General features: G+C 42.6%; 10 protein-coding genes. 5 read left to right on the forward strand and 5 right to left on the reverse strand.

Annotated elements, in window-relative coordinates:
• Together D2V08_RS01145 and D2V08_RS01150 are read left to right on the forward strand one after the other, a co-directional pair.
• On the forward strand, positions 1 to 1,473 hold the full coding sequence (locus D2V08_RS01145; RefSeq protein ID WP_119606312.1) for a DUF2779 domain-containing protein: 1,473 nt from the start codon (positions 1 to 3) through the stop codon (positions 1,471 to 1,473).
• The gene (locus tag D2V08_RS01150) at positions 1,470 to 3,599 is read left to right on the forward strand and encodes an ATP-binding protein (protein WP_119606313.1); all 2,130 of its coding nucleotides are present in this window, start codon (positions 1,470 to 1,472) and stop codon (positions 3,597 to 3,599) included. The genes D2V08_RS01145 and D2V08_RS01150 overlap by 4 nt, the downstream gene beginning before the upstream one ends.
• A 25-nt stretch (positions 3,600 to 3,624) precedes the next feature.
• Here D2V08_RS01150 and D2V08_RS01155 read toward each other — a convergent pair whose 3' ends face one another.
• Together D2V08_RS01155 and D2V08_RS01160 are read right to left on the reverse strand one after the other, a co-directional pair.
• Positions 3,625 to 3,771: a site-specific integrase gene (locus tag D2V08_RS01155; RefSeq protein ID WP_119606314.1), complete on the reverse strand. Its 147-nt coding sequence runs from the start codon at positions 3,769 to 3,771 to the stop codon at positions 3,625 to 3,627.
• 71 nt (positions 3,772 to 3,842) lie between these two features.
• Entirely contained in the window at positions 3,843 to 4,286 is a 444-nt protein-coding gene (locus D2V08_RS01160) for a helix-turn-helix domain-containing protein (RefSeq protein WP_119606315.1), read from the reverse strand.
• Positions 4,287 to 5,062: 776 nt separating this feature from the next.
• Here D2V08_RS01160 and D2V08_RS01165 point away from each other — a divergent pair.
• The 3 genes from D2V08_RS01165 to D2V08_RS01175 are packed head-to-tail and all read left to right on the forward strand — an operon-like array spanning position 5,063 to position 11,785.
• Positions 5,063 to 8,089: a SusC/RagA family TonB-linked outer membrane protein gene (locus tag D2V08_RS01165; RefSeq protein WP_119606316.1), complete on the forward strand. Its 3,027-nt coding sequence runs from the start codon at positions 5,063 to 5,065 to the stop codon at positions 8,087 to 8,089.
• Between the two features lie 11 nt (positions 8,090 to 8,100).
• A complete protein-coding gene (locus D2V08_RS01170) occupies positions 8,101 to 9,501 on the forward strand; it encodes a RagB/SusD family nutrient uptake outer membrane protein (RefSeq protein ID WP_119606317.1) in 1,401 nt (466 codons plus the stop codon).
• A gap of 22 nt (positions 9,502 to 9,523) precedes the next feature.
• Positions 9,524 to 11,785: a zinc-dependent metalloprotease gene (locus D2V08_RS01175; RefSeq protein WP_147374025.1), complete on the forward strand. Its 2,262-nt coding sequence runs from the start codon at positions 9,524 to 9,526 to the stop codon at positions 11,783 to 11,785.
• Between the two features lie 59 nt (positions 11,786 to 11,844).
• Here D2V08_RS01175 and D2V08_RS01180 read toward each other — a convergent pair whose 3' ends face one another.
• The 3 genes from D2V08_RS01180 to D2V08_RS01190 all read right to left on the reverse strand — a co-directional run bounded on the left by D2V08_RS01180 (position 11,845) and on the right by D2V08_RS01190 (position 13,709).
• Positions 11,845 to 12,108, reverse strand: coding sequence for a DUF6520 family protein (locus D2V08_RS01180; RefSeq protein ID WP_119606319.1), 264 nt, complete (start codon positions 12,106 to 12,108; stop codon positions 11,845 to 11,847).
• A 75-nt stretch (positions 12,109 to 12,183) separates the two neighbouring features.
• On the reverse strand, positions 12,184 to 13,266 hold the full coding sequence (locus D2V08_RS01185) for a hypothetical protein (protein ID WP_119606320.1): 1,083 nt from the start codon (positions 13,264 to 13,266) through the stop codon (positions 12,184 to 12,186).
• On the reverse strand, positions 13,263 to 13,709 hold the full coding sequence (locus tag D2V08_RS01190) for a MauE/DoxX family redox-associated membrane protein (protein ID WP_119606321.1): 447 nt from the start codon (positions 13,707 to 13,709) through the stop codon (positions 13,263 to 13,265). The genes D2V08_RS01185 and D2V08_RS01190 overlap by 4 nt, the downstream gene beginning before the upstream one ends.
• Between the last annotated feature and the right edge of the window lie 17 nt (positions 13,710 to 13,726).

Raw genomic sequence — 13,726 nt, forward strand, 5'->3', positions numbered from 1 at the left:
ATGCAACTAACCAAGACAGATTACATACAATATTTAAATTGCCCAGAATCACTTTGGTTATTCAAAAACAAACCTGATGAATACCCCAATGGCGAATTCTCTCTTTTCCTTCAAAAACTGATTGATGAAGGGTATGAGGTAGAAGAGTTTGCACAAAAATTATTTCCTCACGGCATAAAGCTGCCGGAATTCGGTACGCCAAAGGATACAGAGGATGCGTTGGCGAATGACGGTGTTTGTTTTTTTCAGGCCGCATTTAAAACAGATAAAGGAGTTTTTGCACGTATCGATGTCCTGGAGCATCTTCATAATAACACCTGGCATATTTATGAGGTGAAATCATCCACGAGTGTCAAAACCGATAAAAAGCATAATCATCTCAAAGATGCCTGTTTCCAAAAATATGTCCTGGAACAAAATGGGTATAAAGTTTCTAAGGTTTCAATTATACATTTGAACAAGGATTATGTCCGAAATGGACAGATTGATCCTGATGCATTATTAACCGTAGAAGAGGTCACTGATCGCATAGAGGGAGTTTATGCAGATGTGGCTTTGGAAGTGGAGCAAGCGGTTCATTTTATTAATCAAGCCAGCGTTGATGAGATGAAGTGTTCTTGTCGATTAAACACGCGTACAAATCATTGTGATAGTTTCGGCTATTTCAATCAGGATATTCCGGAATTTAGCATTTATGAAATAGGAAATATCCGCGCTAATAAAATAGAAGAACTTCATGATGCGGGTATTCTTGAAATCAAGGATATACCTAAAAATTTCAGTCTAAATGCCAAACAGGCCTTGCAAATACAATCCGCTCGAAAAGGCAGTCCCATAATTGCACATGCTAAGATTGATAAAATTCTATCTTCTTTAGAGTTTCCCTTGCATTTCATCGATTATGAGACGTATGCCAGTGCAGTGCCCAGAATTGATGGGGTAAAACCGCATCAACATATTCCTTTTCAGGTCTCAATTCACTCTATGCAAGCCGATGGTTCAATTAAGCATTTTGAATTTCTTGCGCATGAATTGGAAATACCCGCCCAGCTGGTTCAATTTATGTCAGATAGTACAGGAATGATCGGAACCTTTATTTCATGGCACAAGAGCTTTGAAATGGGGCGAAATAAAGACATGATTGACTGGTTACCTAAATATCAAGAATATTTGGAGTATATGAACGCGAATATGTTTGATTTGGAAGATATATTCAAATCTGAATATGTGGATTATCGTTTCCGTGGATCAACATCTATAAAAAAGGTTTTACCTGTTCTTCTCCCTGAATTAAGCTATGATGATTTGGAAGTCCAAAATGGAACAATGGCCCTAGATCTGTGGGGCAGAATGGTTCTGGATAATGACTTTAATGAGGATATACATGAAGTTCAGCAGAAGCTCTTAGAATATTGTAAATTAGATACTTGGGCTATGGTTGAACTATTTAGGAAATTGAAAACGATTCGATGAAAAAAAATCAAAGACTTATTTTTTTAGGACTGTCCCTTTTAATTTTAGTCCTTATTGGACGCATAGTAACCGGAAGCTTTAATTTTCTTTTACATGACTTTTGGTTTACATCTGGATTCCTACTATTAATTCTTCTATCACTTGTTGATCAGCCCCACTTTTCAAAAGATTCCAATGTATTCATCAATGCTGTTACAGCAGGAATTTCATTGTTGCTTGTCAACGAAGAGAATAGAAATTGGGTTTTTTGGGCCTTCCTTGTGCTCACAATATACCTAACCATAAGTAGCTATACCTTAATGCTTTTGAGAAGCAGACCATTATCGAAAGAAAGCAAATCAATTAGGCTCTTTTCAAAACTAAATAGAGAAGTAGGAAGACCTCAAACCCTGTTTTCTGCCTTCTTTCTTTGGGGGGTGTTAATTCAATTTTCCACAGGCAGTAACGGCTTTAATGCGCTTCTTTTATACTGGGTTATATTTATGATTATTAACCTTCCAGGGGTGGCAGGTGCAATAAATGCTTTGTTTGAAAGCAAATCTGAAATCGGTTCGAAAAATGCAATAGGAACAATTTTTGGGGTCCAATCTAAGAATACATTTTTGGTTAAACTTTTTTCTGAAAGGGAAGAATCTTTAAAACTCTTTGATTTTGTAGAATTTGTTTATTCCATAGATGAAAAGAATATTATTAGAAAGGGTATTGTCCTAGATTCTTATTTATTGAATGAGGAGCAATGGATAAAAGTTTTAACTGGACAAGAAATCAGTAAAATTTTTGGTAATAAGGCTGTTTTTAAGAATCATGAAAGCGATATTATTTATAAGATAACCGAGATACCTCAGAATGATTATCTGGAAAAGTTTGTGGGAATCATTACCGAAAACTCTGCAATTTCACGAATTAAATTCATATACAATTCTAAAGCTCAAATTCAAGAAGGTCAGTTGCTTGTCGTAAATGTTGGAAAATCCAAGGAGAAGGTTTATTACCAAATTGTTGAAGGGATTACCCGCATTGAGCAGTTAGAAAATAAAAATGAAACTGGTTTTATCATTGGTGAAGCAATTCAATTGGGAGTTTGGGTTCATGATAAAGTGAGGTTTGAACAGTATGGTTGGGTTCCTGATATTAACTCGCCTGTATACGTTGTTTCAGAAATAAATGAGGTTAATTGTGAAGACCATGAATTAAAAATAGGTAGTATTCCTAATACAAATTTCCCAGTCATTATTGATAAAAACATTGCTCTAACGCATCATACGGCTGTTTTAGGTGTTACAGGGACCGGTAAATCAGTGTTTGCTAGAAATCTTATTCGAGAATATCTAAAAGATGAAACAATCAAAGTAATTTGTATTGATTTTACAGGTGAGTACCAAGGCAAGTTTCAAGACCTAAATCCAGCTAAAATTGTTTCTGATGAAGATGATGCCAAGCTTTATCAAACATTTGAATGGGTTTCAAATGAATTGGAAAAGTTTGGAAACCAGCAAGACAAGGCTAAACTAAAGCAGGCAGATGACTTTATAAAGAAGACTTTAAGTGAAGCATTATCCGATTTTCTTAAGGATGATAATAAAAAAATAAGCATTTTTGAATTGCCAGATGTTTCAAATACCGCCAGTATATTAGAATATACAAGACAATTTTTTAAAGCACTTTTTTCAATAGCAAAGGCTGAAAAGTGCTTTAATCATAAAGTTTGTATTGTTTTAGAAGAGGCACACACAGTTATACCAGAATGGAACTTTGTAGGCATTGCGGATAAATCTTCTCAATCACTCTTAAATAGTATTGCTCAAATAGCGTTGCAGGGCAGGAAATATGATGTTGGTCTTTTAGTAATTGCACAAAGAACTGCGAATGTTTCTAAAACTGTTTTGACTCAATGTAATACAATTATTGCATTTCAAGAATTTGACAAAACAAGTAGTGAGTTTCTTTCTAACTATTTTGGACAAGGTATCGCTGCTATGTTGCCCAACTTAAAGTTTAGGCAGGCAATTGCAGCGGGCAAAGCTCTTAAGTCAAATGTACCTATGATATTCGAAGTTCCGTTACTGGAAGAGCCAGATGCTAACAATAATGTGGATCAAGATGCAGATGAGCCGCAAGAAGAATAATCTCGCGTAAGATTGATATGGGTTATTAAATTTCCAATCTCTCTTGATATTCATCCATCACATGCGTTGGTAGCCCTTTAATATAAATCTCGGTAGTTGAGAGTTTGGAGTGACCAAGCATTTTACTCAACGCATTAATAGGCACATCATTTAAGATAAGATTGGTTGCCATGGATTAAGGACATTCTTACCGAAAAGAACACCTAACAATAGGTATGACGAGGGTATTCATTTGTGTATAGGTTATTTGAAAATTCTTTTTCTTAAATTGGCATCGATCAAATGTGGCTTTTTCAATGTATGCCAACGATTAATTTCATCTTGGTTAAGCGGCTCTATAGATATTAGCTTAAATCTTTCCGGGACTTCCCCATTATCATTCACAATTTGTTTTCTTGTATTGATTTTTAAGAGCTCCAGCTTTACACTTACTATATCGTTTTTTAATACCTGTTTAGGAAATAAGTCTTGATATGTATTCAAATTTAAAGCATGGGCAATACGGGAAATCATTCTAGTATTAGGCTTGGCTCGATTTTTAAGATTTTCAATGTTTCCAATATAACCTTCCGATACCCCTAATCTATGTGATAACTGAACTTGATCTATATTTGATTTGATTCTGGCAATTCGGATATTCTCCTTTATCCAAAAGTCAAATTCAGGTATAATCAGCTCCAATTGCATATTTTTAAGTTATTCGCTAAGGAATGAATAGCAATAATTGTTATCACATACTTTGGGGTAAGTGATAATTTTTATATATTGCCATCAGAATATTTATTTTTGCGATTCTTCTGAATTAAAATATTAGAAGCAATTGCTTAGAGTCTCGCTCTTGAAAACTGGTAATTTTTGCTACGAGACGATAAGTAAGTTTGCTCACGACCCGGGCGTGGGCTCTCTTATCGTAGCGAGGTATACCAGTACCACAAGAGCGGTAAGTTGAGTTCCGCGCCCAACTTTTTCTAAGCGTTTGTTTTTTTTATTTCTTTTTCGATGTGTCGCTAACCTTTTTAGGTTATGGGAAACATTTGGCAACTTTTTTCTGTAGGTTTCACACCGTGTTTTTGTTCCATTTTTGGGGCCTGTCACTCGGTGTTCGACATCCTCTTTAAGAAAAAGCCCAAGAATCCCGTATAAGCAAGCACTATAGTTGTGGGCTTTACGCTACTTAATTTTCGGTTTACGTTACTACTTCAGACCCATAACTGACACAAACATTTATCGGGCAACCGGCCCAATCACGAATTCATAGTCTTGTTCCATTAGGAATCCCATTTCCAAGAGCACTCAATCCTTGGACAGGATGGCCTATGCCCGAACCTAAACGCCCTAAGGTAAGTTACGACTTTGTTGGGACTTCGGGGGCAGTGCAAACAAAAAACCTCCGGACAGGGTAGCAATTGTCCAGAGGCACGATTCAATTAACACTAACGGTTAACATCAAACGACTTAAAATTATGAAGAAACTATTGATAAATGCGAACAGATTTTCCCTGTTCCTAACGATTAATATGCTGTTGGCCCTGTGGCCATCACAAACTTTGGAGGCTGCCATGGCCCCACCTCCCCAAGCTACTGTCACCGGTACGGTAACCGACCCTAACGGAAATCCCTTGGCTGGGTTAAGTGTTCAGGTGGTGGGTACTCAACGGGGCACTATCACCGATCTCGATGGCTTCTTTACCCTTCAAGCCAATCCTGACGATACCTTGTACTTTTCAATCATTGGCTTCAAGCCTTTGACAATTACTATTAAGGGTAGGGACGTATTGAATGTCCAAATGGAAGAAGATGTCACCCAATTGGGGGAAGTAGTCCTCAATGCGGGTTATTATACGGTTTCCGAACGGGAGCGTACGGGAAGCATCGAAAAGGTGTCCGCCGCGGACATCGAGAAACAGCCAGTTTCCAACCCCTTGGCCGCCCTACAAGGTAGGGTCTCCGGGGCATCCGTTGTCCAGACCTCGGGGCTTCCCGGTACCAATTTCAGCATCCAGATACGAGGACAGAACAGTATCCGAAGCGGGGGCAATGAACCCTTGTACGTGATAGATGGTGTTCCCTTTTCCTCATCAAGTCTTGGGGAACAACAGGCATCAATACCCATACCCGGGCGAGGAGTGAGCCCTTTGAACAATATCAACCCCAATGATATCGAGAGTATCGAAATCCTAAAGGATGCGGATGCCACGGCAATATATGGGTCTCGTGGTGCCAATGGAGTGGTATTGATCACCACAAAAAAAGGTCGGGTAGGTGATACCCAAGTTAAGTTCAATGTTTCCACAGGTATGGGGTCGGTGTCCAATTATCTAAATCTATTATCAACAGACGAGTACCTGGAAATGCGCAGGGAGGCCTATGCCAATGATGGCATCGAACCGATTCCTTCCAATGCCTATGATGTGAACGGAACGTGGAATCAAGATAGAAATACGGACTGGCAAAGGGAACTGTTCGGAAATACCTCGTATATGACCAATGTTCAAGGGTCGGTTTCTGGAGGTTCGGAGCAAACACAGTTTTTGCTCAATGGCAGTTATTTTGGCCAAACTGACGTCTTTCCCGGGGATTTTGGGAACACCAAGGTTTCTGGGCTGGCCAATTTGAACCATCGCTCGGAGAACGGCCGATTATCCTTAAACCTATCGACCAATTTCATTTCCGAAGAAAATGATCTGCCCAATGGCAATTCATTGGTTGTGGAGGCCTTGTTGCTGCCTCCCAATGCCCCGTCGCTCTATGATGAAAATGGGGAGCTGAACTGGGAGGACTCCACTTGGAACAACCCCCTCAGGCATTTGGAAAGCGAATACCGTTCGACAGCCACGACACTGATCACCAATGCGGGTTTGAGCTATCGGATAATGGATGGATTGGATTTCAGGACGAACCTGGGATATACCGAGAACCACCTATCGGAACTACGGACTGTTCCGTCCACTATTTACAATCCAGCTTTTGGTGTCGGGAGCGAGTTTTCGCTGGCCATACACAATTCTGGAAAGAGATCTTCGTGGATTATGGAACCACAATTGCAATGGAAGCACCAATTCGGAAGTTTGAGACTGGATATATTGACGGGTCTTTCCTTCCAAGAGCAAAGGAGTTCACGCATTTCGCAGCGAGCCACAGGTTTTAGTTCCAACAGTTTGATTGAAAGTTTGTCAGCGGCCTCTGACGTTTCCATTTTGGCGGACGTAGAACAACAGTATCGCTACCATGCGGTCTTTGGCCGTCTGAATTTGAACTTCAAGGACCGTTATTTGCTGAATCTCACTGGTCGAAGGGATGGTTCCAGTCGATTTGGCCCAGAGAAGCGCTTCGCCAATTTTGGTGCCATAGGGGCAGCTTGGCTTTTCTCTGAGGAAGAACTATTTAAGAATGGTCAGTCCTTTTTGAGTTTTGGAAAACTCAGGGGCAGTTATGGAACTTCAGGAAACGACCAGATAGGGGACTACCAATATCTGGACACCTATTCCTTTGGTGGTACCCAATACCAAAATAACCCCGTGCTGTTACCAACACGATTGTTCAATCCCAATTTCAGTTGGGAGAGCAATAAAAAATTGGAATTTGGATTGGAGCTGGGTTTTTGGAACGATCGTATTCTATTAAGTGGGAATTACTACCGCAACCGTTCCTCCAATCAGCTGGTGGGCATCCCACTTCCCGGCACCACTGGTTTTTCTTCCATTAACGGGAATTTGAATGCCACAGTGGAGAACAAGGGACTTGAATTTGAGTGGCAATCGGTCAATATTAAAGGAAGGAATTTTCGTTGGACAACCTCCTTTAATCTGACCATCCCCAAAAACAGGCTCGTATCCTTTCCGAACCTGGAAGGTTCCACCTTCGCCAACAGCTTGGTCATAGGGGAACCACTCAATATCCTCAAGCTGTACCGCAACCTTGGCGTGAACCCTGAAACGGGTATCCACGAATTTGAAGACTTCAACGGGGATGGGGCCATTACATCCAATGACGACCGTGAGGTCATTCGCAACCTCGACCCAGAGTATTATGGTGGGCTCAACAACAGTATCATGGCCGGGAAGTTCACCTTCGATGTACTGTTCCAGTTCAGCAAACAATTGGGCTGGAACTACTGGAGGGATGCCAGTATCCCGGGGAGCAGGAACAACCAACCAAGTGAAGTGTCGAACCGTTGGCAGCAAGTCGGGGATGTTACCGATGTCCAACGGTTTTCCATTGGCCAGTCCATTAATCCTTTGATCGGCCACTTCAATTACCAACAGAGCGATGGAGCAGTTTCGGATGCATCCTTTATCCGATTGAAAACCCTTTCGATTTCCTATGAAGTATCCAATGTAAAGCAAAAAGGTTTTGGTTGTCAGGTGTTTCTAAGGGGCCAGAACCTGTGGACATGGACGGATTATTTAGGACTTGACCCAGAGACGAGGAGCAATCAAACAGTACCTCCTTTAAGGATGGTAAGTATTGGAACACAACTAACCTTTTAATCAAAAAAAAAATGAAAACACTAAATATTTATTTTCGCAAAGTATTACAAGTAGGGTACTTGACCTTGGCCCTGTCATTCTTTGCCCTCGGTTCCTGTGAGGATTTTGTGGATGTTGACTTGCCCAAGGACCAAATAACAGGGGACATTGTTTTCCAAGACCCTGCTACCATTGAAGCGGCCCTAGGTCGTATCTATAGCCAATTGCGCGAAAACGCTTTTTCAACGGGGCGTAGTTCCGGTATCACCTATCTTATGGGACATTATGCCGATGAACTTAGCTTGAATGCCATTGACCTTCCCAATGTACAGGTTTATGCCAACAACAATGTTTTACCCTCTGACAATACGGTCAAAGGGTATTGGGATACAGGGTATTCCATGATTTATGAGGCCAATAGGATCATAGAGGGGGTAGAGACATCCAAGGCGCTTTCCACGGAAGAAAAATCTAAATTGATGGGAGAAGCTAAGTTCTTGAGAGCTTTTGCTCACTTCTACCTGATGCATCTTTTTGGTCCTGTTCCCTATATCAGCAGTACCGATTACAGGGTAAATTCCGAAGTAGCTCGAATGGAAGTGGAATTGGTATACCAAAAATTAATCGAAGACCTTACATCTGCGAAGGATTCCCTCCCCGCATTGTTCGGTATTCCTGAGAAAGCAAGGGCAAGCCATTGGGCGGCTTCCGCGCTATTGGCCCGGGTGTTCCTGTATCAAGGGGATTTTGAAAGCGCCTTGACCGAAGCGGAATACGTTATCAATAAAAGCGGATATCTCCTGGAACCGGATTTGGACAGCGTGTTCCTGATCGAGAGTACGGAAACCCTTTGGCATCTGGATACGGAGCTTGAGGGCACCAATACCTATGAGGGATTCACGTTCAGGGTGGATGTCCCCAACCCTGATACGATATTGTCCGAGACATTGATCAATGGTTTCGAAGCCGGGGATGCCCGATTTTCCTCTTGGATAAATGGAGTGGAGGACGAGGGGGCAACCTGGTATTTTCCGTTCAAGTACAAACAGGCTTCCAATACCGAACAGACCTTGGAAAGATCGGTCATGTTGCGTCTTGCGGAAACCTACCTGATAGCGGCAGAGGCAGCCACCCAGACCGGCAATACAACCCAAGGCCTGATGTATCTGAACGCTATCCGGGAAAGGGCCGGCCTTGCTCCCTTGGGAGCTTCAAATCCCAATATACTACTGGAGGCCATCTGGAAGGAACGGCAACATGAACTTTTCACGGAAATGGGCCACAGATTTTTTGATTTGAAACGGACGGGAAGGGCGACCCAGGTACTACAGCCCATCAAACCGGATTGGCAGGCTACCGATGTCTTGCTGCCGTTGCCCGAATCCGAACTCTTGGCCAACCCGGAGCTGGAACCCCAGAATGATGGCTATTGATATGCATATAAAATATTGGCCTATGAAGGTTATAAAGAGTATGGGCGCGCTCCCATTTTTGTTTTCATTGTTTTTTGAATTAGCGGCCTGTCCTGTCATGGGGCAGGCCAACAATGGCATCCATGCCCAATTGGAAAATAATCGGGTGTTTCTCGAAGTACCGACCGAACTTTTGGACGAGCCCCTGCTTTTTGTACGTCATGGAACGGGTTATCAACAGGTGGTGTGGTCCAAACAGCAAGAGCATTTGATTTTAAAGGCCCCCCGAGTTCAGTCCTTGGTGGGTACCATAATCCCTGTCAACCAAGATTATAAAATCGAGGAATTGATTTTGGGGCGTTTTCCCATTGTCGGTCAAGACCGTTTGGAAGATGGATATAGGATAGATGCCACCCAGCTCTTTTTAAGTGCTGAAATTAAATGGTACAGTAATTTCGTGGAAGAGGCTGCAGTGCCTGGAGCAGGCTTTGTCGAAAAGGTGTTTAATCTGGAAGGAGAGACCATTGTACAAACCAGAAGAACGGTGGTCAGGAATGGCAATCGAAAGACCATTATTGCCGATTTCAGTTTCTTCCGTTTGCCAGAGCCTATGAGGCCGCGTTTGTTCGACCCACGTATGGGGTATTTTGTGGAGGATATCAAGGAGGGAAGCCATCTTTCGGGAAGTATTTCCCGTTGGCGTTTGACAAGAAGGGACACCACTTCCTATCCCAGTGACCCAGTCAAGCCCATTACTTTTTATTTTGGCCCAAAAATACCGGATAAATGGAAGCCTTATATCAAGGCAGGGATTATGGAATGGTTGCCGGCTTTTGAGGCCGCCGGTTTCAAAAATGCCATAAAGGTCCAAGAATTGCCAAAGGATGGAACTGATACTAGGCATAGTATGGAACGCTCCATGATCTTATGGGAAGCGTATTCAGGTATTAGGGGAGCAGAGGACAGGGCCAGCTCTACAGTGGACACTTATGTTGATTTTCGAAGTGGGGAAATTCTCAAAGCCGATATCGTGCTGGCCAGTTCCTATCAAAGCCTTTCGGATAATTATTTTGTGCGATGTTCCCCTTTGGATGGGCGTGCACAGCACTACCCATTTCCTGACGATTTGTTGGGAGAACTGATTCAGTCAGTGACCGCACACGAAGCGGGCCATGCTTTTGGGTTGCGCGATGGGAATTTTGGCGAGTTTGCCTATCCTTTTGAAAAGATGAGAGATGTGGAATGGCTGGCAACCATGGGACATACCCCCAGTGCCATGACCTATGCACGCCACAATTTTATTGCACAACCAGAGGACAGTATTCCACCATCACTCTTGATTCAAAAAGTAGGACCTATGGATTTTCACCAGATCCTATGGGGCTATATGCCCATACCTGGCGCCAATGGTCCATTTGAAGAACTTCCGGAACTGGAGCGTCTCATAGCGGTACAGGATACGGTACTGTGGTATCGGTTCAATCTAGATCGGTATAAGTCAATTGGCCCTGGGAATATCAATGAGGTGGTTGACAATAAAGATCCCATTCGGACAGCTACCCTTGGGCTAAAGAACTTGGAACGGGTCATGGAACTTTTGCCTCATGTAGACAAGGGTAGGGAGAACACCGCACATATGGAACGGTTATATGAAAAGTCTCTGGAACTATGGTATAATGAAATGGCCTTTGTCCAGTCCATCGTTGGGGGCTATGAAATCCAACTCAAATCGGGACAACAGCGGGGAGCTGTATATAATGCCATTGACCACGATCGTCAAATGCAGGCTATGGCTTTTTTGGGCAAACACGCCTTTGCGGTGCCCAATTGGTTGGCAGCCCCTGAATTTACAGATCGGCTATATCACACGACCAATGGCGATGTGCTCTTGGAAAAACAATTGACATTATTATCAGAAACCCTGGACCCCTTTCGTATGAAACGCTTGGAGCAAATGGAAAGAAACACCCATAAAGGAATATCCAAGCAGATTTTGAAACAACTACGAAGGGATTTGTTCAGCGAATTGATCCAGAATCCGCTGAAGATTCCTGAGCGTAGACAAAAATTACAGAGGGCGTATATTAAGTTATTGGTTGGCGCCATTTTGGAAGAGCGCAGATATGATAGGCCGAATGCTACGGAAAACACCTATCTATACAGCGATTTTTCAAAGAGTATTTTTCTTTCGGAACTGGACGCCATTCAAAAGCAGTTTAAGAAAGCTTTGAAAAAGCTAAGAGACGGAACGACAAAGGCCCATATAAAACTTTGTCTACTGGAAATGGAAAAAGTGGTCCAGTAGGATATATTGAATCGGCCATAAACAATAAAGGAGCCAAGTTGGCTCCTTTACATTAGGGATTAGTCCCTTCTCAACTGGGTGATACAGGAAGTACCCTCCATTTTAAAAACAGGCTGTCCTTCGCTATAGCAAAGGTTTTCCCCTGTTTCGTTACAATCCACCAATTTTTGGTCACATGGGTTTGCAGGTGAATCGTATACATACCCTACGATCAAGTTGCTTTCACCAACATGGGACTTTTCCATGGAGGTAAAGGCACTTGCTGTAATGGCCAGTCCGATGGCCATGACCGGAATCAAAAATTTCAATTTACGTGTCTTCATATTTCAACGTTTTAAATTAACGACCTACTCTGTTGCGGGTTTTCGGTCTTCTCCCCACTACTGGCCAGTAGATTTTTATTTTGTCTTTGATACGTGCGGTCTAAAGAAGGATGGTTCCAATTGATACACCGAAATGGACTTGCCCATTAGGGCGACCAACCATGTATCGTGCAGCTGGAATTTTTTAACGCTGCCATTTTCCGAGTTATGGATATAAAAACTGAATTCATAGGTGTCCTTACGCCAGTTGTATACATCGATGATAGCAGCTTCTTGGAGCATATGCGCAGGCTCGTTCTTTCCCAAACGTGGCGAATGGACCAGGGCAAGGTCGCCATAAAATACGGCCGCTTTGTTCACAACCAAGGGAGGAGCTTTCAGTTGGGAGGTATGATCGATACTGTCAATAGCCAAATGGATCTGGGCCGTGGTGATGGTATCTATGGTTTTCAGCTTTTTGATAAGGTTCAGCTCAGGATTGATGATCAGCAGTTCATTTCGGTACAGGTATGCGTAGCCGAGGGTTTTTGAATCACCATTGAACAATAGAGTGCCATCCGAGTCGAACATGCCGTCGATTTGTGGCGTCAACAAGTCTGGGTTCAGTTCAAGTTTTGGCTTATCTTTTTTTTTCAATAGCCCGAGAACGGTCCTACGGAGCACTGTGCTGACCGTACTGATGTAAATCTTGTTGGAATCGATGGGCACAGCTTTCAGAAAGTATCCGGCATCTTTAATCCAAGGTTTTGCGATCCACTCTCCGATTTCTCCCCTAAGTATAAAGGGTGATGTACCGTCCATGATAAAAAAGTGGGGTGGGTAGAGAGCGGTACGAAGATTTCGGAAGGGAAGATTTTTGGTCTGGAAACCGATTTTCAAATGGGATGTGTCCTTGGTTATCAGGTTTATTTGGAGAAGGTGTCTTGGGGCGGTATGGTTTCCCAAATAGACATCATCACCCTCAAACCCGGCAATATAGTATGAATTGAAACCCAAGTTAAGTTCATAAAGCCTGTTGAGCGGATGTGGCGGGTATCTTCGGGTAAAGGCATTGTTACGCTGCACGGCTTTTTCGGCGGAAAGAAAAACAATGACTACCAACCCAATTCCTAAACAAAGGGTTCCCATGAGTTTGATGTAAACCGTGTTGATATTCATGATAGCGTCGAATTATGGATTGGTCTGGAATCCAATTGGAGTATGGCAATGATGGCTAATGCCACAAAAAACAAATTGAATACCAGATGTTCCGTCCACCCCATATTTTCCAGTACACCACCGCAGGAACAAGGCACATAATCACTGAAATTGAGGACAATGAGAATGTAGGTGGTAAACATGGTCATCAAGCCCAAAAACCCAAAGAGCGCTTTCTGCCGGGTGCTGTCAATCAGCAAAAGCACTGCAAGCACATATTCCGTGAGCGGGACCAACCAAGCCATCCATTCCGCATATGCCGTCAATACAGGCGACTGCCCCAACTGTACCTTGAACTCTTGGAAATCCCATAGTTTGCTGGTAGCGGCATATATGAATAGGATAGCGCAAAGTATACTGATTGCATAGGGGAGCCAAAACCGTGTTCTATTTGAAAGCCGCATATCATTTGGATTGATAT

The sequence above is a fragment of the Flagellimonas lutimaris genome (assembly GCF_003581615.1).
GTDB lineage: Bacteria > Bacteroidota > Bacteroidia > Flavobacteriales > Flavobacteriaceae > Flagellimonas > Flagellimonas lutimaris.